The 21279-nt window shown below is 65.0% G+C and carries 25 protein-coding genes and 1 other annotated feature; of the genes, 7 read left to right on the forward strand and 18 right to left on the reverse strand.

Annotated elements, in window-relative coordinates; all coding sequences use genetic code 11:
- The first annotated feature begins 57 nt into the window (after positions 1 to 57).
- Complete coding sequence (locus B7E02_RS12315; protein WP_080796480.1) at positions 58 to 426, forward strand: DUF3817 domain-containing protein; 369 nt, start codon at positions 58 to 60, stop codon at positions 424 to 426.
- Here B7E02_RS12315 and B7E02_RS12320 read toward each other — a convergent pair.
- The 10 genes from B7E02_RS12320 to clpS all read right to left on the reverse strand — a co-directional run bounded on the left by B7E02_RS12320 (position 417) and on the right by clpS (position 7357).
- Entirely contained in the window at positions 417 to 1034 is a 618-nt protein-coding gene (locus B7E02_RS12320) for a non-canonical purine NTP pyrophosphatase (RefSeq protein WP_080796482.1), read from the reverse strand. The two genes, B7E02_RS12315 and B7E02_RS12320, sit on opposite strands and share 10 nt — an antisense overlap.
- Entirely contained in the window at positions 1031 to 1771 is a 741-nt protein-coding gene (gene rph / locus B7E02_RS12325) for a ribonuclease PH (RefSeq protein WP_080796932.1), read from the reverse strand. The genes B7E02_RS12320 and rph overlap by 4 nt, the downstream gene beginning before the upstream one ends.
- Before the next feature lie 79 nt (positions 1772 to 1850).
- Positions 1851 to 2474, reverse strand: coding sequence for a hypothetical protein (locus B7E02_RS12330; protein WP_080796484.1), 624 nt, complete (start codon positions 2472 to 2474; stop codon positions 1851 to 1853).
- A 72-nt stretch (positions 2475 to 2546) separates the two neighbouring features.
- The gene (locus B7E02_RS12335) at positions 2547 to 3314 is read right to left on the reverse strand and encodes an MBL fold metallo-hydrolase (protein WP_080796486.1); all 768 of its coding nucleotides are present in this window, start codon (positions 3312 to 3314) and stop codon (positions 2547 to 2549) included.
- A 61-nt stretch (positions 3315 to 3375) separates the two neighbouring features.
- Positions 3376 to 4230 (reverse strand): glutamate racemase, encoded by an 855-nt coding sequence (gene murI / locus B7E02_RS12340; protein ID WP_080796488.1) that lies wholly within the window; start codon positions 4228 to 4230, stop codon positions 3376 to 3378.
- Positions 4231 to 4290: 60 nt separating this feature from the next.
- Positions 4291 to 4794: a MarR family winged helix-turn-helix transcriptional regulator gene (locus B7E02_RS12345; RefSeq protein ID WP_080796490.1), complete on the reverse strand. Its 504-nt coding sequence runs from the start codon at positions 4792 to 4794 to the stop codon at positions 4291 to 4293.
- 35 nt (positions 4795 to 4829) lie between these two features.
- Positions 4830 to 5573 carry a rhomboid family intramembrane serine protease gene (locus B7E02_RS12350; RefSeq protein WP_080796492.1) on the reverse strand — a complete coding sequence of 248 codons (744 nt, stop codon included), beginning with the start codon at positions 5571 to 5573 and terminating at the stop codon, positions 4830 to 4832.
- Positions 5570 to 6508, reverse strand: a complete 939-nt coding sequence (locus B7E02_RS12355; protein ID WP_179129723.1) for a P1 family peptidase — start codon at positions 6506 to 6508, stop codon at positions 5570 to 5572. Before B7E02_RS12355 ends, B7E02_RS12350 begins: the two co-directional genes overlap by 4 nt.
- On the reverse strand, positions 6508 to 7047 hold the full coding sequence (locus B7E02_RS12360) for a DUF2017 domain-containing protein (RefSeq protein ID WP_080796494.1): 540 nt from the start codon (positions 7045 to 7047) through the stop codon (positions 6508 to 6510). The genes B7E02_RS12355 and B7E02_RS12360 overlap by 1 nt, the downstream gene beginning before the upstream one ends.
- Positions 7048 to 7054: 7 nt before the next feature.
- Entirely contained in the window at positions 7055 to 7357 is a 303-nt protein-coding gene (gene clpS, locus B7E02_RS12365; protein WP_143336808.1) for an ATP-dependent Clp protease adapter ClpS, read from the reverse strand.
- 270 nt (positions 7358 to 7627) lie between these two features.
- Here clpS and B7E02_RS12375 point away from each other — a divergent pair, with 270 nt between their 5' ends.
- Genes B7E02_RS12375 through B7E02_RS12385 form a run of 3 tightly spaced genes read left to right on the forward strand, consistent with a single transcriptional unit; the run spans position 7628 to position 9709 of the window.
- Positions 7628 to 8104, forward strand: coding sequence for a CAP domain-containing protein (locus B7E02_RS12375; protein ID WP_080796497.1), 477 nt, complete (start codon positions 7628 to 7630; stop codon positions 8102 to 8104).
- A 21-nt stretch (positions 8105 to 8125) separates the two neighbouring features.
- On the forward strand, positions 8126 to 9466 hold the full coding sequence (locus tag B7E02_RS12380) for a nicotinate phosphoribosyltransferase (protein WP_080796499.1): 1341 nt from the start codon (positions 8126 to 8128) through the stop codon (positions 9464 to 9466).
- Between the two features lie 33 nt (positions 9467 to 9499).
- Positions 9500 to 9709, forward strand: coding sequence for a hypothetical protein (locus tag B7E02_RS12385; RefSeq protein ID WP_080796501.1), 210 nt, complete (start codon positions 9500 to 9502; stop codon positions 9707 to 9709).
- Between the two features lie 12 nt (positions 9710 to 9721).
- Here B7E02_RS12385 and B7E02_RS14410 read toward each other — a convergent pair whose 3' ends face one another.
- Together B7E02_RS14410 and B7E02_RS12395 are read right to left on the reverse strand one after the other, a co-directional pair.
- Complete coding sequence (locus B7E02_RS14410) at positions 9722 to 10627, reverse strand: IS3 family transposase (RefSeq protein WP_342743706.1); 906 nt, start codon at positions 10625 to 10627, stop codon at positions 9722 to 9724.
- Positions 10538 to 10666: a sequence feature (AL1L pseudoknot), on the reverse strand. It overlaps the preceding gene by 90 nt.
- Complete coding sequence (locus B7E02_RS12395) at positions 10627 to 10938, reverse strand: transposase (RefSeq protein WP_080792459.1); 312 nt, start codon at positions 10936 to 10938, stop codon at positions 10627 to 10629. (Overlaps the previous feature by 40 nt.) The genes B7E02_RS14410 and B7E02_RS12395 overlap by 1 nt, the downstream gene beginning before the upstream one ends.
- Positions 10939 to 11018: 80 nt before the next feature.
- Here B7E02_RS12395 and B7E02_RS12400 point away from each other — a divergent pair, with 80 nt between their 5' ends.
- Positions 11019 to 12089 carry a hypothetical protein gene (locus tag B7E02_RS12400; protein ID WP_080796503.1) on the forward strand — a complete coding sequence of 357 codons (1071 nt, stop codon included), beginning with the start codon at positions 11019 to 11021 and terminating at the stop codon, positions 12087 to 12089.
- Between the two features lie 8 nt (positions 12090 to 12097).
- On the opposite strand, the gene B7E02_RS12405 is transcribed toward B7E02_RS12400, so the two are convergent.
- The 3 genes from B7E02_RS12405 to iolC all read right to left on the reverse strand — a co-directional run bounded on the left by B7E02_RS12405 (position 12098) and on the right by iolC (position 15141).
- On the reverse strand, positions 12098 to 12487 hold the full coding sequence (locus B7E02_RS12405) for a tautomerase family protein (protein ID WP_080796505.1): 390 nt from the start codon (positions 12485 to 12487) through the stop codon (positions 12098 to 12100).
- Positions 12488 to 12640: 153 nt separating this feature from the next.
- Positions 12641 to 14008, reverse strand: coding sequence for a GntP family permease (locus tag B7E02_RS12410; RefSeq protein WP_143336759.1), 1368 nt, complete (start codon positions 14006 to 14008; stop codon positions 12641 to 12643).
- 107 nt (positions 14009 to 14115) lie between these two features.
- Positions 14116 to 15141, reverse strand: a complete 1026-nt coding sequence (gene iolC, locus B7E02_RS12415) for a 5-dehydro-2-deoxygluconokinase (protein WP_080796507.1) — start codon at positions 15139 to 15141, stop codon at positions 14116 to 14118.
- 213 nt (positions 15142 to 15354) lie between these two features.
- Here iolC and B7E02_RS12420 point away from each other — a divergent pair, with 213 nt between their 5' ends.
- Together B7E02_RS12420 and B7E02_RS12425 are read left to right on the forward strand one after the other, a co-directional pair.
- Positions 15355 to 16098, forward strand: a complete 744-nt coding sequence (locus B7E02_RS12420) for a GntR family transcriptional regulator (protein WP_080796509.1) — start codon at positions 15355 to 15357, stop codon at positions 16096 to 16098.
- A 95-nt stretch (positions 16099 to 16193) separates the two neighbouring features.
- On the forward strand, positions 16194 to 18161 hold the full coding sequence (locus B7E02_RS12425; protein WP_179129724.1) for an ATP-dependent DNA helicase: 1968 nt from the start codon (positions 16194 to 16196) through the stop codon (positions 18159 to 18161).
- A gap of 35 nt (positions 18162 to 18196) precedes the next feature.
- Here B7E02_RS12425 and B7E02_RS12430 read toward each other — a convergent pair whose 3' ends face one another.
- The 3 genes from B7E02_RS12430 to serB form a co-directional block, all read right to left on the reverse strand.
- A complete protein-coding gene (locus B7E02_RS12430) occupies positions 18197 to 19087 on the reverse strand; it encodes a hypothetical protein (protein ID WP_080796514.1) in 891 nt (296 codons plus the stop codon).
- Between the two features lie 88 nt (positions 19088 to 19175).
- The gene (locus B7E02_RS12435; RefSeq protein ID WP_080796516.1) at positions 19176 to 19901 is read right to left on the reverse strand and encodes an aminoacyl-tRNA hydrolase; all 726 of its coding nucleotides are present in this window, start codon (positions 19899 to 19901) and stop codon (positions 19176 to 19178) included.
- The gene (serB, locus tag B7E02_RS12440) at positions 19894 to 21195 is read right to left on the reverse strand and encodes a phosphoserine phosphatase SerB (RefSeq protein ID WP_080796518.1); all 1302 of its coding nucleotides are present in this window, start codon (positions 21193 to 21195) and stop codon (positions 19894 to 19896) included. Before serB ends, B7E02_RS12435 begins: the two co-directional genes overlap by 8 nt.
- Between the last annotated feature and the right edge of the window lie 84 nt (positions 21196 to 21279).

The raw sequence follows: 21279 nt of genomic DNA on the forward strand, positions 1-21279 counted from the left end.
CCGTGATCCGACCTACTATTCCGAAGCTATGTTCACAACCCTAAGGAAACCCTCACCGTGACCACTCAGACCCCGGCCACCCCGATCCATCCGGAACGCAAAAAGAGAGTCCGCACCGCCCTCACCGCATTCTCCATTGCAGCGTGGGTCACCGGTGTCTTCCTGCTCGTCCTGGTGGCACGCATGATCCTCGAGTACGGCTTCCATGTGGAGCTGCCCGCCTGGGCCACCTTCATCGCCATCTTCCACGGCTGGGCGTACATCATCTACCTGCTGCTCACGCTGAATCTGGGACTGAAAGCCAGGTGGGAGCCCACGAAGTGGCTGACCACCGCAATCGCCGGCGTCGTCCCCTTCCTCTCCTTCTTTGTCGAGCACAATCGCCGCAAAGAGGTCACCAGAGCCTTCCAGCTGGATCAGCCCTGAGCTGCTGCATCCGCGATACGCGGCACGAGCGCACTCAGTGCCTTGCCGCGGTGTGACAGCGCATCCTTCTCCTCCGGGCTGAGCTCAGCGGCGCTTCGCCCTCCGGTGGTCTCCTCATCGGGCAGGAAGAGGGGATCGTATCCGAACCCGCCCAGTCCCCTGGGCCCCCGCAGAAGGTGCCCCTCCCAGCGGCCCTCCTCAACAAACTCGCGGCCGTCGGGGAGGACGAGTGCGCACACGGAGACGAAGGCCGCTCCGCGGCGCTTTTCCGGTACATCACCCATCTGTGCGAGCAGGAGTTCGTTGTTGGCCTCATCGTCGCCGTGACCTCCCGACCAGCGCGCCGACAGCACACCCGGCATACCGTTGAGCTCTGCGACCTCGAGCCCGGAGTCATCGGCGATGGTGGCAAGTCCGGAGTTCGCGACGCCGGCGCGGGCCTTGATCAGCGCGTTGTCGGCGAAGGTCCGCCCGTCCTCCACCGGTTCCGCATAGGACGGAACCTCGGACAGGGGAAGAAGTTCCACCCCTGAGATTCCCGCCTGATCGAGGATGCGCTGCAGTTCCCTGAGCTTCTTCGCGTTGTTGGACGCAACCAGAATTTTCATCGGATCCCCAGTGCCGCCTTCTGTGCCTGGATCAGCTCGAGGCAGCCCTTCTCGGCGTAGTCGAGCATCTGGTTGAGCTGGGCGCGGTCGAAGGTGGTGTGTTCGCCGGTGCCCTGGATCTCCACGAAGCGGCCGTTCTCGGTCATGACCACGTTCATGTCCACGTCGGCGCGTGAGTCCTCCTCGTACGGCAGGTCGAGGCAGGCATGGGCGTCGACAAGCCCGACCGAGACCGCCGCCACCGGCGGCAGCAGCGGATCCCCGGGGACCACACCCTGCTTCTGCAGGTGGGCGATCGCATCGGCGAGCGCGACGTAGGCGCCGGTGATCGATGCGGTGCGAGTGCCTCCGTCAGCCTGGAGAACATCGCAGTCGATGGCGATGGTGTTCTCACCGAGCTGCGACAGGTCGACCGCGGCGCGCAGGGAGCGCCCGATCAGCCGGGAGATCTCGTGGGTGCGGCCCTTGACCTTGCCCGCCATCGACTCGCGACGGTTGCGCTCCGCGGTGGCCGCGGGAAGCATGGCGTATTCCGCGGTCAGCCACCCCTCACCGGAGTCGCGCTTGAAGCGTGGCACGCCCAGCTCGACCGAGGCGGTGCACATCACCCGGGTTTTCCCGAATTCAATGAGCACGCTGCCCGCGGGATTGCTGGTGAATCCCCTGGTGATCTTGACCGCGCGCATCTGATCCGTGGCGCGGCCGTCCGCGCGGGTGAACTGAGAAGTTGAAGTCATGCTCCACAGGGTACCTGTACGGTTGCCGGCCCACAGTTCGGGGCGGGCACTGGCGGCGCATCCCCTGATGGAGCTCACCTCACCACGGCGAGTATCCGATCTCATCGGGTGCGCAGATCGGAATCATGGACAGGAACTCCTCCGAGGCGCCCCTGTTACGCAGCTCGATCCCGTTGTAGCAACCCTCCATCATTCCCCATCTGGTCGTCCCGGCGGGGCGGGAGACATTCCAGGCCCGGCCATCGAATTCGAAGGCCACGCGCCAATCCGTCTGATTCTGCGCTACCCAGGCGAAGCCGCCGTCGCAGTACCGGACGGAGGTCCTGACCGAGTCACGCCACTCCCACAGTGCATTATTGAACGCCCGGGGGGAACAGTCACCGCGGCGCGGCTCCGGGGCCGGGGCGGGAGCGGGCGGACCGGGAATCACGCCGGGCAGGGGGTTTGGAATCAGCCCCTGCTGCACCGCCCACAGGGCTCCTCCCCCGACAGCGGCGATCAGCGCAACCACGACGAGCGCGTCCCCTGCGGAACTGCCCTGCGCGCCGGTCGGTTCCGGCAGTTCGGATGAATCGGATGAATCGGAGGAATCGGAGGAGAAAGAAGACGGTTCCCCGCCGTCCAGGGCTGTTGCGGGGGCGGGCTGAATCAGGCCCGCCAGGACGGAGAGGGTCACGGCGAAGCTGAGCAGGGTTCTTTTCATAAAAACAGCATAAAGGAAGCTGGCATGCAACTGTCAGGTGAGGGGCTTTCGAGCGATCCCTGAGGGAGTGGGTCAGAGATCGAACTGCATGCCGGGGCGCCCGGCGATGATCGGCCCGTCGAAGTATTCTCCGGCGGCGGTGACCGCCCTCTCCGGATCGACCCACGGCGGAATGTGGGTGATAATCAGTTTCCCCACCCCTGCCAGGGTGGCGATCTCCCCCGCTTCCTGCGCCGAAATGTGCATACCGGGGGCCTTGTCCTGGGGGGAATCACCCCAGGTTGCCTCGCAGAGGAAGATGTCGGCATCACGGGCGGCATCGACGAGCGCCTCGGTGTAGGCGGTGTCCCCGGAATAGGTGATGATCCTGCCCGTGGAGTTTTCCACCACCCGCAGCGCGTAGGTCTCCACCGGATGGACGACGCGGTAGGGTGTGACGGTGACCCTGTCAATCAACTCCGGGACGCGCTCCTGCCAGGGGCTGAAGGCGAAGGTGTCGGACATGTCATCCACGCCATCGGGATCGTCGGAGCTGAGCCGACCCAGGTGGACCGGCGCGTAGCTGGGTGCGAAGCAGAAGTTCCGGCTCTTCGCCTCGGCATCGGGGTGGAAGCGCCGCCATACCATCAGCGAGGGGAAATCCGCGCAGTGGTCGGCGTGGAGATGCGAGAGGAGGACGTGCGCATCCGTCGGGTCCTGGACCTCCTGGAGAGCAGCCAGAACCCCCGGTCCCATGTCAATGAGCAGGGACGGAGCATCCCCTGCGGACACCAAATAACCGGAAGCGGGATTACCCGGCGCGGGTACACTGCCGGAGCTTCCAAGAATGGTCAGTCTCATATCGCCACTGTGCCATGTCTCACGCAACGGCGTGAACTTTTCCCCCTAAAATGTGCAATTTTCACTGAGTGACATTTTGTCGGATCTGCGTCACAATCGGACCAAGGAACCGCTGGCTCAGTTGGGCGAAGATCTCGGGGTCACCGGTGGATTCGAAGGAGTATGTCGGGGTGGGGTGCAGTTCGGGGTCGGCGAGCAGATCCCGCTGGCTGAGAATGCGCAGGACGTCCTTGGCCGTCTCCTCGGCACTGGAGACCAGGGTGACATGATCCCCCACTGCCAACTGGATCACCCCTGACAAAAGTGGGTAGTGGGTGCACCCGAGGACGAGGGTGTCCACCCCCGCGGCCTGCAGCGGTTCGAGGTATCCCTCGGCGATGTTGAGAATCTGCCGACCGGAGGTGACACCGCGTTCAACGAAGTCCACGAAGCGCGGGCACGCGGCGGCGTGGACCTCGATGGAGGGGCTGGCTGCGAACAGGTCCTGGTAGGCCCCGGAATTGATGGTTCCCACTGTGCCTATCACGCCGACCCTGCCATTGCGGGTCGTGGCCACGGCGCGACGCACCGCGGGCAGGATGACCTCCACCACGGGCACGCTGTAACGTTCCCTGGCATCACGGAGGAAGGCGGCGGAGGCGGTGTTGCAGGCGATGACGATCATCTTGCATCCCCGCTCGACCAGCTCATCGGCGATGCGCACCGCGTACTCCCGGACGCGGGCGATCGGCAGCGGGCCGTAGGGGCTGTGCGCCGTGTCGCCGATGTAGATGATTGCTTCGTGCGGGAGCTGATCAATGATGGTACGCGCCACAGTCAGCCCGCCGACCCCGGAATCGAAGATGCCGATCGGGGCATCGGCACCGGGTACGGGACGTTCAATCAAGGATCCACTGAAATCAGTCACGTGTCTCATGATAGCCGCGTCGGGGCCGCGACCCCGGGGCCAGGAGCTGTCCGGGACGCTCGCCGTGGCCTATGTCCGTGGCGGTCGCTGCGGGTTGAGGGAGTTGACCAGCTTCTCCAGCGCCTTGTCCAGCACCTTGAGCTCCTCCTCGTTGAGGTGGTTGAAGATCAGCTTCCGCACGTTCCAAACGTGGCCCGGGGCCGCGGCCTGTACCTTCTCCCATCCCGCGTCGGTGAGCACCGCGACGGTGGCCCGGCCGTCGCTGGGGTCGGGACGGCGGATGACCCATCCCGACTTCTCCAACCGCGAGACCACGCGCGAGAGGTGTGAGAGGGTCATGTCCGAGAGCTCCGCCAGCTCACTCATCCGCAGCTGCTTCTCCGGCGCCATGGAGATGTGCGCCATGGTGAAGTACTCGAAGTGGCTGAGACCCGAGTCCGCTTTGAGCTGGGCGTCAAGTTGCGCGGGCAGCCAGACTCGCAGCGACCAGAGATCGAGCCACACCTTGTGTTCTTCCGGAGTCAACCAGGGGTTCTCCGGGACTCCGGGGGAGTCGGTGCGTTCACTTGTCATGTCAATCAATCTTAGGCCCTCCGGCGGCCGCACACCTAGCGATTGAGCCCCCTGCGCCGCTTTTCCAGTTTCTTCTGTTCCTTCCTGGCCCGCAGCGCCGCGGGATCGTCCGAGGTGATGAAGGCTCCCGCGGCGATTCCACCGAGAGCCCCGAAGAGGTGTCCCTGCCAGGACACACCCGGCTGGGTCGGGAGCAGGCCCCAGAACAGGCCCGAGTAGATGAAGGCGAGTGCCACGCCGAGCAGAATCTGCTTGCCGTCACGGTTGAACACCCCGCGGACGATGAGATAGCCCAGCCAGCCGTAGATGAGTCCGGAGGCACCGATGTGGTTGGTTCCCACACCGCCGAACAACCAGGTGCCGATGCCTGCGACCAGCCCGACGATGAGGGTGACCTCCCAGAACACCCGCTTCCCGCCCATGCCGATGATGAAGCAGAAGATCGCTGCGGGGATCGTGTTGCCGATCAGATGCTCGAAGTTGGCGTGCAGCAGCGGCGCCGTGGCGATATGCCAGAGTGAACTGGGATCCAGGGGATGGATGCCGTAGTAGCTCAGCCGCCCGCCGGACAGGATGTTGAGGAACTCCACCACCCAGATCACCACGACGAAACCGATGGCGAAGGTGAACCCCGTCCGGGTCCTGGATCTGCTCTTCAGCTGCTGCCCGATGCCCGGGTCCCGGCGCTGCCACGGGCTCATCGACGTCGCGGGCGCGGTGTAGTTGCCGAACCCGGCGTTGTCGTAGGGGGAGGTTCCGAAGGGGTTGCTATTGCTCATTGCGTCAGTTCCAGGTAGGTGGCGAGTCCGTGGCCCGGGCCCGCGCTGGTTATGGCGTCGATGATAGCGGCCTGTACGCATTCGGCCGCCGCCGCGCACAATCGGGCGAGCGTCAGGGTATCCACACCGGAGCCGTCACCCGTGGAGATGGCGAACAGGGTGTCGCCGTCCATGGGCAGGTGGGACGGCCGCACCGCGCGTGCGATGCCGTCGTGGCCGCTCAGCGCCAGCCGCTTGGCCTGCGCCTTGGTCAGCGGGGCATCGGTGGCGATCACCCCTATGGTGGTGTTGAGGTTGGTTTCCGGAGCACCGATGGCGGCGAATCTCCCCACATCGACCGCCGCGCGCAGCGGCGCCCCGTAAAGCCGGCCGCTCAGCGCGTCGATGACCTCCCCGACCGGGTTGGCCACCACCCCCGCCGCCACCGTGAAACCCTCCACCGTGGTCGCGGCCTGCCCGAAACCGCCGCGCAGTCTGCCCGCCGTGGCACCGCACCCCGCGCCGACGCTTGACGACGCCTCCCCCGGCACCCCGCCGGGCCGCTCAAGGGCGTGGGCGACCGCGGTGTAGCCGTCGCTCGACCGCGGGCGGTGCCCGGGGTCGCCGACGAAGAGATCGAAGATGACGGCCGCCGGAACAATGGGCACGACGATGCCCTCGGCCACCTTGAAACCGATGCCCCGTTCCTCGAGTGCACGCATGACGCCATCGGCCGCCGCGAGGCCGTAGGCCGAACCGCCGCACAGCGCGACCGCGTGGACACGATCGACGGTGTTGTGCGGTTCGAGCAGGTCGGTCTCCCTGGTACCCGGTCCCCCACCGCGCACATCAACACCTGCAACGGCACCTTCAGGTGCCACCACCACCGACACACCGGTGTCCCCGAGGCTGACGTGGCCGAGATGGACGCCGGGGACGTCGGTAAGCATCCCCATCAGGCCATCAACGCTTCCAGCAGTGATTCCTGGTTGTAGGCCAGCCACTGGACGAGGTTCTCACGATCCTCCTCCGCGGCCTCGCCGCCCCCGGCGTCACCGGAGGCCACGTAGAGGCGGATATCATTGAGCCCGGCGACCCAGGCCGCGGCCTCCTCCTCGGTGACGCTGACGGCCACGTTGCCGTCGGGGCCGAGCGCGGAGTTGATCACCTGGAGGCTGGCGATCTTAGCCTTGACGATGTCGTTTTCGTTGAAGGAACGCAGCAGGGAGTTGTCGCCGTCATACTCCTCATCGCCCTCGCGCTCGAAATCCGGGAGGAGTCGGGCCAGGCCGGGATCACTCGGTGGACTCTTGTGCCCCGAGGGCATCCCGGTCATCTCCGCGAGTGGGTCCTTCGGCGCGGACTGTGCCCGTCGGATCAGCGCCTCCATCACCGCCGCCGAGAGATCACCCAGCACCTCCCGCTCCATCGGTTCAAAGGTGCATGTGAACCTCACCTGACGCATCAGGCTCCTGCGCTTCTTCCACTGCTCCATTGTTCCCCTATCCCGCCTGCTGCATCGTCGCCCACAGGCCGGCGGTGTGCAATTTCTTCACATCGCCCTCCACCTTGTCCTTCTCTCCGGAGCTGACCACGGCTTTGCCCTCGGTGTGCACCTGCATCATCAACTCGGTGGCACGCTTGCGGCTGTAGCCCAGAACCGTCTGAAAAACATAGGTGACATAACTCATCAGATTCACCGGATCATCCCAGACAATGCACATCCAGGGCAGATTCTCACTGCTGAGAACATTGACGTCCATCTCCACATCCGGCGTGGCAAGCGGAGCGGAGGGCGAGGACATCACCGGTGATGACGCAGAATTCTGGTGCCCATTCATGGCCATCAGCCTAGTCAACTGTCCCCCGCCGGTGCAGTATGTGACACCCCTTTCCCCTGCATCACACCTTCTACCAGCACAAACAGCTTCCCGCCGGCGTCCGTTGCGATGGCTGACACGGCCATCGCCCTTCTGCTAGCCTTGGACCCACGATGCCCAGCCCAGGGTCGGAATCCATCGAGGAGCCCCAACCCGATCAACGTGATCAACGTAGAAAAAGGGAAAGGATCCCCCATGCCCCGGTTCAATGCAAATGCCATTGAAACGTTGTCCAGATTGATACCCCTGCTCAGCATCATCCTGACCGCCGTACTCAGCCTGGCACCGTTCCTCTCCGGCCTGAGCAGCGGAAACCCCGGGGAACCGGTGGGGGTGACCGAGGAGCGCATGCGGACCGACCTGCTGACGGGCATCCAGTATCAGCGCGGGTTCGCCGGACCCGAGCTGGACCTGGAACGCCATGCCGCGGCGCAGACCTGGGCCGAGCGCAACGCGGCAAGCGGCAGTGAGGAGAACTCGCCGGAGGACATAGCCATGGTCCAGGCCCACCTCCCCTCGAATGAAGCTGACGCCGGTGCCTTCCTGGGTCTGTGGATGGGTTCCCAACCTCATGCCGCGGTCCTGCTGGATCCCGACAACACCAGGGTGGGAATCGGCGTCGCCTCAAACAATGGCATTACCTATGCAGTGGTCCAGTTCACGCGGGAGTAGTTCCACGTTAAGATCGGACGGATGAACGCACGCGCATCCTCCTACTCCCCGCAACGATCCACGGCTCTGCTCACCGACAAGTACGAGCTGACCATGTTGCAGGCCGCACTGGCCGATGGCACCGCCGGTCGCGACACCGCCTTCGAGGTGTTCAGCCGCAGGCTTCCCAATGAACGCCGATATGGCATCGTCGCCGGCACCGCCCGGGTGCTCAAGGCCGTCAAGGACTTCATCTTCACCGAGGAGCAGCTCGACGACCTGGACTTCCTCGACGACAGGACCCGGCAGTACCTCGCGGATTACCGCTTCACCGGCCAGATCGACGGGTACCGGGAGGGCGAGATCTATTTTCCGCACTCCCCGCTGCTGACGGTGCGCGGCTCCTTCGCCGACTGCGTGATCCTGGAGACCCTGATCCTGTCCATCATGAACTCCGACTCCGCGATCGCCTCCGCGGCCGCCCGCATGGTCACCGCGGCCGACGGCCGCCCGATCATAGAGATGGGCTCCAGGCGCACCCACGAATACTCCGCCGTCACCGCATCCCGCGCCGCTTACCTGGCCGGTTTCAGCGCCACCTCCAACCTCGAGGCCTCCTACCGCTACGGGATACCGGCCTCGGGAACCTCCGCGCACGCATGGACGCTGTTGCACGTCGAGGATGACGGCACGCCGAATGAGGCCGCGGCGTTCCGCGCGCAGATCGACTCCCTCGGGGTGGACACCATTCTGCTGGTGGATACCTATGACATCACCAGGGGCGTGGACACCGCCATCGCCGTCGCCGGCCCGGACCTCGGCGGGGTCCGCATCGACTCCGGTGACCTCGGTGTCCTGGCCCGCAAGGTGCGCAGGCAGCTCGATGATCTGGGCGCGCACAACACCAAGATCGTCGTCTCCTCGGACCTCGACGAGTTCGCCATCGCCGGGCTCCGCGGGGAGCCGGTGGATGTTTTCGGGGTGGGAACCTCCGTGGTCACCGGATCCGGCGCGCCGACCGCGGGGCTGGTGTACAAACTGGTGGAGGTCGATGGCATTCCGGTGTCCAAACGCTCCAGGAACAAGGTCAGCAACGGTGGTGCGAAGAAGTCGGTGCGCACCCACCGCGCCACCGGTACCGCCATCGAGGAGATCGTCTACCCCTTCCACGACGGGGCGCCCGACACCGGGAAGCTGGACACCCTGGAGCTGACCGTTCCGCTGATGCGCGACGGGGAGATCGTTCCCGGTCTGCCCGACCTCGAGCAGTCCCGCGCCTATCTCGCCAGGCAGCTGGTGTCCCTTCCCTGGGAGGGCCTTGCGCTCTCGCGGGATGAGCCCGTTCTGCACACCCGCTTCGTCGGATTCCCGGAGCCCATCTGATCAGTTGGTCCCCGGACAGGTAACATCCAGGGCGTGCCAATCGCTTTCACCCGCCGGACGGCGGCACTTTCCTGGGCCTCGACCCGCATTCTCCTGCTCGTAGTCGCGGCCCAGTTCCAGGCTCCGCTGGGGGATGTCCGCTACTACCTCAGGGAGTTGAACCGGGAGGCCTCCGGGCAGCGTGCCCTGGAGGAGTACCCGGATATCTCGATCTTGTCAAGCCCCGGGTTTTGTAGAGGGTGATTTACTTGTCGATCAGGCCGCGTAGGCCTGATACTTCTGCCATTCCTGGTGAACTTCCTTCGGCGGGCGATGAGCCAGTGCGGAGTGCAACCGGCGGTTGTTGTACCACCCGATCCACTTCGAGGTCGCCACGATCACATCGGTCAGCGCCGGCCACGTCCTGCGGTCGATCAGCTCGGCCTTGAACATCGAATTCAACGCCTCGGCCATCGCGTTGTCATAGGAGTCGCCGCGGGATCCGACCGAGGCCACGACCTTCGACTCCGCCAATGACTCGCCGTAGGTAATAGAGCGGTATTGCACTCCACGGTCGCTGTGGTGGATCAGCCCAGAGACGTCCTCACCAGCGCGAAGACGAGCCGACAGGGCCATATCCAAGGCATCGCGGGCCAACGAGACCCGCATGTGGTTCGTCACTTGCCAACCGATGATCTCACGGGTGTAGGCGTCCAACACAAACGCCGCATACACCCACCCGGCCCGGGTGGGGATATAGGTGATATCGGCGACCCACAGCATATTCGGCGCGGTCACGGCGAAGTTGCGCTCCACCAGGTCGACAGGACACTCGCCGGCGTCGGCGCTGCGAGTTGACGGTCTTTTCTTCCGCCGCCGGATCCCCTTCAGCCCGTCGGTCGCCATGAGACGCTCGACGGTGCAGCGGGCGACGTGACCGAAGGTGGCCTCGCGGTTGATCTCCGCCCACAGCTTCCGGGCGCCGTAACATGAGTAGTTGTCTTCGAAGATCCGGCGCAGTGCCCGGGTGATCTGCTTGTCCCGGATGGACCGGGCTGATTCAGGCCGTGATTTGTGGGCGTAATACGTGCTCAGGGCTATCTTCGCGCTGGTGGTGGCCAGGACGCGGATGATGGGCTCGACCCCGAACTGAGCACGGTTGTCGTCGATGAAGGTGACGATTACTTGTGTGGGCGGTCGAGCTCCGCCGCGAAAAAAGCCGAGGCTTTCTTGAGGATCTCGTTGGCGCGTTTGGCTTCGGCGAGCTCGGCCCGCAGCCTGCGGTTTTCTGTTTCCAGGTCCATCGATTCGGCCGGTGTGTCGGTTCCGGATTGCTTGTGGGTGCGGACCCAGACGCGCAGGGTTTCCTTGCTCACGCCGAGTTCGTCGGCGATGCGGGTGACCGCGCCCCGGGCGGTGACGGGATCAGCTTGAGCGTGGAGCACGAGTTCTACAGCGCGCTGCTTGAGCTCGACAGTGTATTTGGTGGGCATGTAAGGGTTTCCTTTTCCAATTTCCTACCCTCCATTAAACCCGGGGCGAACCAATCTGGCCGCTGCGCCTGATCAACTGGTTGACCAACGGCGATGAGAACCTGTTCATCATCGGTACCGCCCTGTTCTGCCTCATCCTCGATGGCGCTCTGAGCCTGTGGCTTTTCCGCCGCGGCACGGCGCCCGCCTTCGCCTTCTGGTTGGTCTTCGGGATGGCGCTGGCGCCGATGGTGGTCACCCGCCTGGATCTCATCCCCGGCGTGCTCGTTGCCGCAGCGGCAATCTGGCTCGCCACCAGGCCGCGCCTGTCCGCGGCGATCCTCGGTGTTGCAACCATGGCGAAACTCTGGCCCCTGGCACTTGTCACCGGTCTGGTCGGGCGGTGGAATTCACGCGGGACCTGGGCGAGGCTGCTCTCGTGGGCGGGTGCGATCATGGCACTGACGGCGCTGACCACCCTCACAACGGGGTGGTGGCGCGTGCTGTCGCCCTTCCAGTACCAGCATGACCGCGGCCTGCAGTCGGAGAGTGTGCTGGCGACACCGCTGATCTGGGCGGCCCATTTCAGTGACCACTGGGACATCAGACTCGCCGCATCCAAGAGCTTCGAGGTCTTCGGCACCGGCGTCGTGTTTGCCCTGGGTGTTTCAACGGTGCTGTCCGTTCTCACCGCCCTGTTCGCACTGCTGGTCACCGTGTCCAGGTTCTTCGGTTCGCGCGCCTACAGCCCCGCGGCTACGCGTGCCTACTGGCTCAGCCTCGCGCTCCTTATCGTGGTCACCGCCAAGGTCTTCTCCCCCCAGTATCTTCTGTGGATCGCGCCGCTCGTCGCGGTGCTGCTGGCACTTGACGGTGGAAGACACCTGAAGATCATCAGCGGGCTGCTGCTGCTCGCAGCATTGCTGTCCACCGTGGTCTTTCCGCTGTTCTTCGATGACTTCACCGGGGAGCACACGGGACTGGGCCCGACGTTGCTGACAACGGTGGCCCTGACCCTGCGCAATATCATCATGATCGCCATCACCGTGATCTCCTGCGATTGGACGCGGAGGACACTGCGCGCGGAGTTCTCCGCGGACCGCGGTGCACCCCGGATCCCGGAGGAGGTCGGGGCGTCGATCAGCGTCGGTGACGGCGCACCGCGGCGGTGAGAACCGCCTCAGAGCTCCCCGGTGAGAAACTGTGCCCGTCCGCGGCCGAAGGACCAGTCGGCGTCCGAATTCTCCACCAGGGAGATGATGATGTCATCGCCGCTGATGCCCAGCGCCGTGGCGAGCCTGTCCGCGACCAGCTCGTAGAGGCGCTGCTTGGCTGATTCCGGACGGGCCTTGCTGATGATTCTGATGATGGTCAGGTTGGGACCGCGGGTATATCCGAGACCGGTGTCCAGAGCCCGGATCTCAAAGGGCTCGTGCTGGGACAGCAGCTGGTAGCGGTCGGTATCGGGGACCTCGAACGCCTCGACCATGGCCTCGTGGATGGTATCGAGAAGCGTGGTCAGATAGGCCTCGTCATGACCCTTGATCACGTGGACGGCGATGAGTGGCATCGGTGCGGCACCTTTCATTCCAATTTGTAAGGACATTTGAACTGATGCCGACTCTAGTCCCGGATTCCGGGATGTGCAGATCTCAACGACCGATGCCCCCGCTTCCACGTGGATCCGTGGGCGGGGAAGGGACTTCGCGGCTGCCCGGAGGGACTAGAACAGAAGGTAGAGCACGGCGGTGAGCAGGAAGGCCACCACCGAGATCACCGAGGTGAACACGGTCCACACCTTCAGGTTGGTCTTGGTGTCAAGCCCGAGATAGCCGCCGACCAGCCAGAAGCCGGAGTCATTGACGGTGGAGGCGAAGAAGGAACCGGCACCCATGGCGATGATGATCAGCGCGACCCTGGCGTCGGAGACGCCCGCCGCGAAGATCGCCGGACCGAGCAGTCCCGCCGCGGTCGTGATGGCGACCGTCGCCGAACCCTGCGCCACCCGCAGCGCCAGGGAGATCAGGTACGCCGAGACCAGCAGGGGCATTCCCAGGTGATCCAGTGAGGTGGCCAGGGCGTCACCGACGCCGGTCTCGCGCAGCACCCCGCCGAACATTCCACCGGCGCCTGCGACCATCATGATACTGACCACGGGCTGGAAGGCCCGGTCCACGATCGCACTGAGATTGTCCCACTTGACCCCACGGAGATAGCCCAGGGCGACGAGCGCGAAGATCACCGTGATAAACAGGGCGACCGGGGTCTCACCGAGCATCTTGAGTACATTGGCCACGGCGTTGTCCGTCGAGATCGCACCAGTCTGCTGCAGGGTGGAGGACACGGTGTTTCCGGTGATGAGGATGATCGGCAGGAGAAGCAGTGAGAGCACCTGCCACATGGACGGCGGCGGGCCGGGGAGTTCCCTCTCGGTGACCTCGCTGCCCAGGATCGTCGGTACCGGAATGTTGAATCGGCCGGCGTACCAGGTGCCGAACTTGTAGCCCGCCAGGTACCAGGTCGGCAGGGCGACCAGGAGACCCAGCAGCACAATCAGCCCGACACTGCTGCCGATCGTCGCGGCCGCGGCCACGGGGCCGGGGTGCGGGGGCATCATGCCGTGCATGACCTGGAAGGCCGCGGCCGCGGGCAGGGCGTAGATGAGCACCCCGCCGCCCAGACGCCTGGCCACGGTGAAGATGATCGGGAACATGACAACCAGACCGGCGTCGAAGAAGATCGGGAATCCGAAGAGCAGGCAGGCCACCGACAGCGCCAGGCTCGCTCGCTTCTCGCCGAAGATCCGCAGCATGCCGTTGGCCAGTACCTCGGCCCCACCCGATTGTTCGAGTATCCGTCCGAGCACCGCACCGAAGCCGATGATCAGCGCGAGCTTTCCCAGGGTTCCGGAGAAGGCCTCGATGAGCAGGGGCACCAGTTCACCGACCGGGGTCCCTGCCACCAGTGCGGTCAGCGCGGACACGGCGACCAGGGACAGGGTCGCGTTGAGTTTGAAGTAGATGATCAGGAAGAGAAGTACCGCAATGGATGCGATCCCCAGAAGAAGCAGGGATGCGGTGGAGGTGAACACGGATGTTCCTTTCTAACTCGGTGGTCCGGTGGTCTGGTGCACCACCGGAAACATCTCTACCGCCCGCGGTGTGGACCGCAGGTCGGTGGCGTCGTGAGCGGAAGCCCCTATGCGACGGCTTCCAGGACATCGGTGGTTCCGGCCCCGAGCACCCGCTCGACCTCGGCCTCGGTCGGCATCGCGGTGGAGCACTCGAGGCGGGAGGCGACGATGGCGCCGGCCGCGTTGGCGAAGCGGATGGTCCTCTCCAGGTCCCAGCCCCGGATCAGTGCGTGGCACAGGGCTCCGCCGAAGGCGTCGCCGGCACCGGCACCGTTGAGGGTGCGGCAGTGCACGGCGGGAACGAAGACGGTTTCATCGGCGGTCCGTGCCAGCGTGCCGCGGTCACCCTGCTTGACGACGGCCGTTGTTATTCCACGGTCCAGCAGTGCCTGCGCCGCACGTTCGGGGTCATTCTCCCCCACCGCGAGCTCGCATTCCTCAAGGTTGCCCACAGCAACGGTGGACTGCTCCAGGCAGCGCTGGTAGCGCTGACGTGCTTGCTCGGTGTCCTTCCAGAACACCGGACGCCAGTCCAGATCAAAGACCGTGTGTGCCGCCGCGCCCCGCAACTTAAGGATCTCCAGGTGCGTGCCGTAGGAGGGCTCCTCCGAGAGTCCGGTTCCGGAGAACCAAACGACCCTGGCGTCGCGGACATTGTCCTCCGGGATGTCGGTGGTCCGGATCTGCAGGTCCGGGGCGGAGGGTTCGCGATAGAAGAAGAACGGGTTGTGGTCGGGCGGGATGATCTCGCAGAAGGTCACGGGGGTGTTGAGCACCGGATCGACGATGACGTACTCGTCGCTGACGCCGAGGCGCCGCATCTCCAGGCGGACCCACCGTCCGAACGGGTCATCGCCAACCCCGGTGAGGATGGCACAGTCCTCCCCGTACCGGGCAGCGGCCACGGTGACATTCATGGGTGAACCACCGAGGAACTTACCGAAGGTGCTCACCTCCTCGAGGGTGACTCCGGTCTGCAGCGGATACACATCAACTCCGCAGCGTCCGACGGCCAGGATGGCATGGTTAGTCACGACACAACTCTTTCCTGCTCGAAATGGGTGGCCCGCATTCAGCGGTGGCTTCCTCATTTCCGCTGATCAGAGCCCTTCTTGAAAGTCGTTACGGCCGTTTCGGCTTTTGTCCTCACATTAAGGTGACCTAATTGACTTTGTCAATACAATAGTGTGCTGTGACACTTGTCCGGGGATGTGATGAACTGCGGTTTCGATGATATGCTCGCTTTCATGTATGTGAATTGTCAGCTGTCATTTGACATGTGGCAAAGTTGAATCGAGCAGAGAATGAACAGCGATATCTACACCCCGGACATTTCCCTCGACCCGCACTCCGGCACCCCCCTGTACCAACAGATCGAGATCCCCATCGCGGATGCCATCCAAAGCGGTGAGGTCACCCCCGGCACGCTCATCGAGGATGAAATCTCCATGTCGCGGCGCCTGGGTGTCTCCCGCCCGACCACCAGGCAGGCTCTCCAGCGACTGGTGGACAACGGTCTCATCATCAGGAAGCGCGGTGCAGGCACACGGGTGGCATCCTCCCCCATCCGGCGCTCGGTCGAGCTGACCAGCCTCGCGTCCTATCTGCAGGAAACCGGACATACCGTGCACACGCGGGTGCTCAGCTATGCGATAGCACCGGCCACCGAGCACCAGGCCGCGATTCTCCGGGTCCCTGTGGGCACCCCCGTCGCCGCGATCGAACGCCTCCGCCATTCCGACGACACTCCTCTGGCGATCCTGCGCAACCTCATCCCCGCGCGCATCGCGCCCGACTATATCGAACTGGAGCGGGGATCGCTCTATTCTCTCATGCGCAGGTCCACCACCCTGGTCCGCGCCGATCAGATCATCGGCGCACGCAATGCCAGCGCCACCGAGGCGGAGCTGCTCGATGAGGTGCGCGGGGCCACCCTGCTCACCGTCCAGAGGACCACCTTCAACGAATCCGGGGAGATCATCGAGTTCGGCGATCACCTCTACCGCGCGAGCATGTACTCCTTTCGCACCGAGTTGACGGCCCTGTAGCCTCGGGCGCCGGGGATCCCCGACCCGTGGCCGGATCCGCCGCACCGCACGGCGGGCTTTAAATATGCGGAGTGTTCGCGACTAGAATGAACCGGATGTCTTCTGAAACCGAGCCCCTCAATGCCTCCACCGAGCAGTTGCTCACCGCTGCCGTAGAGGCGCTCGGGGGATCGCGCCGTGCCGGACAGGAGGCCATGGCCACTGCGGTGACCAGAGCCTTTGAGAACAAGCGGCACCTCGCCGTCCAGGCGGGAACGGGCACGGGCAAATCACTGGCCTACCTCGTGCCCGCGCTGCGGCACGCCCAGAACACCGATTCCACTGTGATCGTCTCAACCGCCACGATCGCGCTGCAGCGCCAGCTGGTCAACCGTGACCTTCCCCGATTGGCAGATGCCCTAGAACCGCTGCTCGAGCGCCGCCCGACCTTCGCAATCATGAAGGGGCGCTCGAACTACCTGTGCATGCACAAGATCTCCGCGCAGCCCGAGGAGGACGCCCTGATCGACCAGGGTGATCTCTCCTGGCTCGGTTCCCACATCTCCCGACTCAACGACTGGGCCAATGACACCGATACCGGCGATCGCGATGACCTTGATCCCGGGGTGCCGGACCTGGCGTGGAAACAGGTCAGCGTGACCTCCAGGGAGTGCATCGGCGCCACCAGGTGCCCCCACGGCGAGGAGTGCTTCGCCGAGGTGGCACGGGCGAGGGCGAAGGAGGCCGACGTGGTGGTGACCAACCACGCCCTGCTGGCCATCGATGCACTGTCCGAGGCCTCGGTCCTGCCCGATCATGAGGTGGTGGTCATCGATGAGGCCCACGAGCTGGACGGCAGGATCACCGCGGTCGCATCCTCGGAGATCACCGTCGCCAGCCTCACCTTGGCGGCGCGACGGGCGGGGAAGCTCGGCGCGGAGGGACGTGAGGAGCGGCTGGTGGAGGTCGCAGGGGATCTGGAGATCCTCCTCCGCGCCATGGAACCGGGCCGGTGGCGGACCATGGATGAGGGATCGACGGGTTCCCTGGTGGCTCTCCGGGATTCCCTATGGTCACTGCGCTCCACGATCGCCACCGCACCGGAGGGCGAGGCGGCCAATGACCCCGAAAGAAACGCCGAACGGCTCAACCTTGCCAACCACCTGCAGGAAATTCACGATTCCGTGGTCCGCATCCTCGGTGTCTTCGACGAGGACGACCCCTCACAACAACGTGACGTGGTCTGGCTGAGCCAGGACCACCGCCGCGGCGACGCCCTCCATGTCGCGCCACTGTCGGTGGCGGGTCTCCTCCATGAGCGGCTGTTCACCGACAACACGGTTGTCCTGGCGAGTGCGACGCTGACCATCGGCGGCAACTTCAACGCGATGGCCGCCAGCTGGGGTCTGCCGAAGGGCACCTGGGATTCGCTGGATGCCGGCACGCCCTTCAACCCGGCGAAGGCCGGGATCCTCTACACCGCGCGGCACCTGCCCGGCCCCGGTCGCGACGGGCTGACCACCGAGACCCTGGATGAGATCCATGAGCTGATCATGGCCGCCGGCGGCAGGACACTGGGCCTGTTCTCCTCCCGCAGGGCCGCCGAGCAGGCCACCGAGGCCATGCGCCTGCGCCTGCCCTTCGATGTCCTGTGCCAGGGCGATGACAGCACGGGCGCACTGGTGAAGCGGTTCACCGACTCGGAGAACACCTGCCTGTTCGGCACCCTGTCGCTGTGGCAGGGGGTGGACGTACCCGGGCGCTCGCTCTCCCTCGTGCTCATCGATCGCATCCCCTTCCCCCGCCCCGATGACCCGCTGCTGCAGGCCCGCAAAGAGGCTGCCGACGCCGAGGGCCGCAACGGGTTCATGGAGGTCGCCGCCACCCACGCCGCACTGTTGATGGCCCAGGGGGCCGGCCGGCTGCTGCGCAGTGTCACCGACCGCGGCGTGGTCGCAGTTCTGGACAATCGGCTGGTGACCAAGCGCTACGGGGGCTTCCTGCGATCCTCCATGCCACGGTTCTGGGACACGACAGACCCCGCGGTGGTGCGTGCCGCGTTGAAGCGACTGGTCGGCAGTTAGACCGTGGAAGCGGTGGGCGTCGAAAAGCGTGGTTTTCAGGCCCGCTGCACCAGTGGCCCGCCGATCGCACGCTGCAGCGCATGGGTGATCATCAGGTACATCAGCGGGGTGGTCACCAGCGCACCGATGACCACCAGACCGCCGACGAAATTGAGCAGCCAGGTGACCAGGAAGATCAGCACCGCCGCACCGAACTGCGTGGAGACGACCCGCCAGCTCAGTGAAAAGGAGTTGCCGATGCTCGCGTCACGGAGAATGAACATCGCGGGCACGACGAACATCAGGATGAACGCAATGATCAGGCCGGGAACCACAAAGAGCAGCAGGCCCACGTAGCACAGCGCCGTGACCACCAGCTCGGCCACGATCGGCCAGCCCAGGCCGTTGAGCCGGAAGAAGTCGCCGAAGGTGATGGACTCACCACGGACCACGCGGAGCGCGTTCCGCCAGCAGTTGAGCTGCCAGACCACCGCGTAGACCGCCAGCACGAGCATGGCGATGAAACCGATGACCCCCACACCCGCGAAGATTCCGACAGAGACGCCACCGGAGCCGTCTGGATCCGCGAGCGCGGCGGCGAGCAGCGGAATGAGCACCACCAGGGACACGATGACCGCGGCGGCGAAGAAGAGCAGCGCGGAAAGCACCCACGGCACCCAGGTGGCGATGAAGCCACGCCAGGCCTGCGTGAAGGAATCACCGATGTCAATCTGGTTGTTGGCGGCCTCGGCGAGGGTGGGCTGCGGGGCGTCCGGGGAGAACTGGCCCGCACCGTAACCCGGCTGCGACATGCCGTAGGGCCCGCCGTTGTAGCCGTTGTAGCCGTTGTCGAAGCCACCGGGGTATCCCCCCGTGGGGCCTCCGGGATACTGCTGACCGTAGGGATCGTTGGATCCCGGGTAGTTCGAATCGTAGGGACCAGTCATGCTCGCTCCTTGTTCAGGGTTGTACAAGCAGAAACCATACCTTCGCCGGCGCGGTAATCCAGCCGGGACGGGCGTCACGGGAACTTAGTTATGCAATTGCAACCACGGTCACCGAATCGGGGGCGACCTCGGTGTACCCCGCATCCCTGACCACCACGGCATCCGCGGAGGCGGCCAGTGCGCGGAACTCGGGTGTTGCCACCTCGCGGACGTGGAGCATGAAGTCCCCGCGCGCCCACCACTGCACCCACGCCAGCGGCCGTGCCGCCGCCAGCAGCATGGAGGCGTGCCCGACCTGCGCCGCGGCCTTGCCCAGCGTCATGTCAAGGCCGGCGTCTATATAGATCACGGGCCAGGCGTCGTCGATCGCGCGGGGCTCGTCACGTGGCAGCTCGGTGCCGGAGATCTGCAGTTTCCCGATCTCGGCCGGTACCTGCGATACCGGCCCGGGAAGAAAGGCACGGACCTGCGCCCCGGAGTCCTCGACGGTGACCCCGGGCAGCGCCTGGACCTTCTCCCACGCGGAGTTCCGCGCCCGGCGCACCACTTTGCGGATGAGGTGGCCGTACCAGGCACTTAAACCCTGCCGGAACTCCGGGTCCGTGGCCACCCGCGGGTCAAGACAGAGCTTGACGACGGCCCTGGCCGCCGCGTCGAGGACATCGGTGCGGCGCGGGGGGTCGGCACGGGGTATGTGGAGAACGATCTGCATGGCCTGCACCGTGGACGGATCCGCCGGATCCTCGGTGTGCGGGCCGTCCCCCGCCAGGGAGACCAGCAGATCATGAGCTGTTTCAAGCGGCGACTCAGGCATGCGGGAGCGGTACCCGGCGAAAGGTGCCGTCCTCCAGATCAGCGGAATCGATCTCATCACGGGAGATGCCGAGGATGTGCAGGACCTCATCCAGGAAAGGGTGGTTGACCGAGGTGTCGGCGATCTCCTTGAGCGCGGGCTTGGCGTTGAAGGCGATGCCGAGCCCGGCGGCGGAGAGCATGTCGATATCATTGGCGCCGTCGCCGACTGCGACCGTCTGGTACATCTTCAGCCCGGAGTCCGCGGCGAACTCCCGCAGGAACTCGGCCTTGGCGGCACGGTCGACGACCTTCCCGATCACACGCCCGGTCAGTTTCCCGTCGATGATCTCCAGGGTGTTGGCGCGCACATAGTCCAGGTCGAGTTCACTGGCGAGGCCCTCGAGAACCTGGATGAATCCGCCGGAGACCACCGCGGTCTTGTAGCCCATCCTCTTGAGGGTGCGGATCGTAGTCCGTGCCCCGGGGCTCAGCTCGATATCCGCCGCCACCTCCGAGATCACCGAGGCGTCGAGGCCCGCCAGTGTTCTGACGCGTTCGCGCAGCGACTCCTCGAAGTCCAGCTCGCCCCGCATGGCCCGCTCGGTGACTGCCGCCACCTCGGCCTCCTTGCCCGCATGCGCCGCGAGCATCTCGATTACCTCGCCGGTGATCAGCGTGGAATCGCAATCGAAGCAGACCAGCCGCTTGGACCTGCGCAACAGTCCGGCACGCTCAATGGCGATGTCCACGTTCAGCTCGGAGGTCAGCTTCGCGAGCGCCTTGCGGAGGGAGCTTGCGCCACCCGGGCTGGTGTCCCGCACGGTGATTTTGAATTCCAGGCCGGTCACCGGATAATCGGCGATCCCGCGGATGGTGTCGATGTTGGCGTCGTAGTCCGCGAGCGTCTGACCGATGCGCGAGATGTCGAAGGCATCCACCGGATCACCCAGGACGACCAGGACGTGCGATGACCGCGGGCGCGGGGAGCGCACCTCGTCCTGCATCTCTACGACCACCGATTGACCGTGGACCTTGAGGGTATCTGTCAGCCCCACGGTGACCTTCTCCTGCTTGTCGGGTGCGATGCCAACGAAGGCTGCGAGGCTGAGAAAGCCACGAAACTGCGACTGCTCGACATCGAGCACCTGCACCTGGTTGGCCGAGAGAACCCGGAAGAAGGCCGCGGTGACACCCGGGCGGTCCTTGCCGGACACGGTGATCACCGCGGGAAGATAGCCCTCCCGGAGGGCAACGTACTGCCCGGGAGTGGACGAGGGAGCGTCATTCAGCGAAAGTTCAGTCACGGTAGACATTCTTTCACGATTTGAAGCCGGATATGACATTGACCCCGGTAGAAAATCTACCGGGGTCAAGATCGAGTCAGGTGTACCGCTTGA

It is taken from the genome of Corynebacterium pacaense, assembly GCF_900169525.1.
Lineage (GTDB): Bacteria > Actinomycetota > Actinomycetes > Mycobacteriales > Mycobacteriaceae > Corynebacterium > Corynebacterium pacaense.

Coding starts and splice junctions, on each gene's coding strand:
- B7E02_RS12320 (WP_080796482.1), bottom strand. CDS start 1,034: ATGAAAATTCTGGTTGCGTCCAACAACGCGAAGAAGCTCAGGGAACTG.
- rph (WP_080796932.1), bottom strand. CDS start 1,771: ATGACTTCAACTTCTCAGTTCACCCGCGCGGACGGCCGCGCCACGGAT.
- B7E02_RS12330 (WP_080796484.1), bottom strand. CDS start 2,474: ATGAAAAGAACCCTGCTCAGCTTCGCCGTGACCCTCTCCGTCCTGGCG.
- B7E02_RS12335 (WP_080796486.1), bottom strand. CDS start 3,314: ATGAGACTGACCATTCTTGGAAGCTCCGGCAGTGTACCCGCGCCGGGT.
- murI (WP_080796488.1), bottom strand. CDS start 4,230: ATGAGACACGTGACTGATTTCAGTGGATCCTTGATTGAACGTCCCGTA.
- B7E02_RS12345 (WP_080796490.1), bottom strand. CDS start 4,794: ATGACAAGTGAACGCACCGACTCCCCCGGAGTCCCGGAGAACCCCTGG.
- B7E02_RS12350 (WP_080796492.1), bottom strand. CDS start 5,573: ATGAGCAATAGCAACCCCTTCGGAACCTCCCCCTACGACAACGCCGGG.
- B7E02_RS12355 (WP_179129723.1), bottom strand. CDS start 6,508: ATGGGGATGCTTACCGACGTCCCCGGCGTCCATCTCGGCCACGTCAGC.
- B7E02_RS12360 (WP_080796494.1), bottom strand. CDS start 7,047: ATGGAGCAGTGGAAGAAGCGCAGGAGCCTGATGCGTCAGGTGAGGTTC.
- clpS (WP_143336808.1), bottom strand. CDS start 7,357: ATGTCCTCGCCCTCCGCTCCGCTTGCCACGCCGGATGTGGAGATGGAC.
- B7E02_RS12375 (WP_080796497.1), top strand. CDS start 7,628: ATGCCCCGGTTCAATGCAAATGCCATTGAAACGTTGTCCAGATTGATA.
- B7E02_RS12380 (WP_080796499.1), top strand. CDS start 8,126: ATGAACGCACGCGCATCCTCCTACTCCCCGCAACGATCCACGGCTCTG.
- B7E02_RS12395 (WP_080792459.1), bottom strand. CDS start 10,938: ATGCCCACCAAATACACTGTCGAGCTCAAGCAGCGCGCTGTAGAACTC.
- B7E02_RS12405 (WP_080796505.1), bottom strand. CDS start 12,487: ATGCCACTCATCGCCGTCCACGTGATCAAGGGTCATGACGAGGCCTAT.
- iolC (WP_080796507.1), bottom strand. CDS start 15,141: ATGAGGAAGCCACCGCTGAATGCGGGCCACCCATTTCGAGCAGGAAAG.
- B7E02_RS12420 (WP_080796509.1), top strand. CDS start 15,355: ATGAACAGCGATATCTACACCCCGGACATTTCCCTCGACCCGCACTCC.
- B7E02_RS12425 (WP_179129724.1), top strand. CDS start 16,194: ATGTCTTCTGAAACCGAGCCCCTCAATGCCTCCACCGAGCAGTTGCTC.
- B7E02_RS12430 (WP_080796514.1), bottom strand. CDS start 19,087: ATGACTGGTCCCTACGATTCGAACTACCCGGGATCCAACGATCCCTAC.
- B7E02_RS12435 (WP_080796516.1), bottom strand. CDS start 19,901: ATGCCTGAGTCGCCGCTTGAAACAGCTCATGATCTGCTGGTCTCCCTG.
- serB (WP_080796518.1), bottom strand. CDS start 21,195: ATGTCTACCGTGACTGAACTTTCGCTGAATGACGCTCCCTCGTCCACT.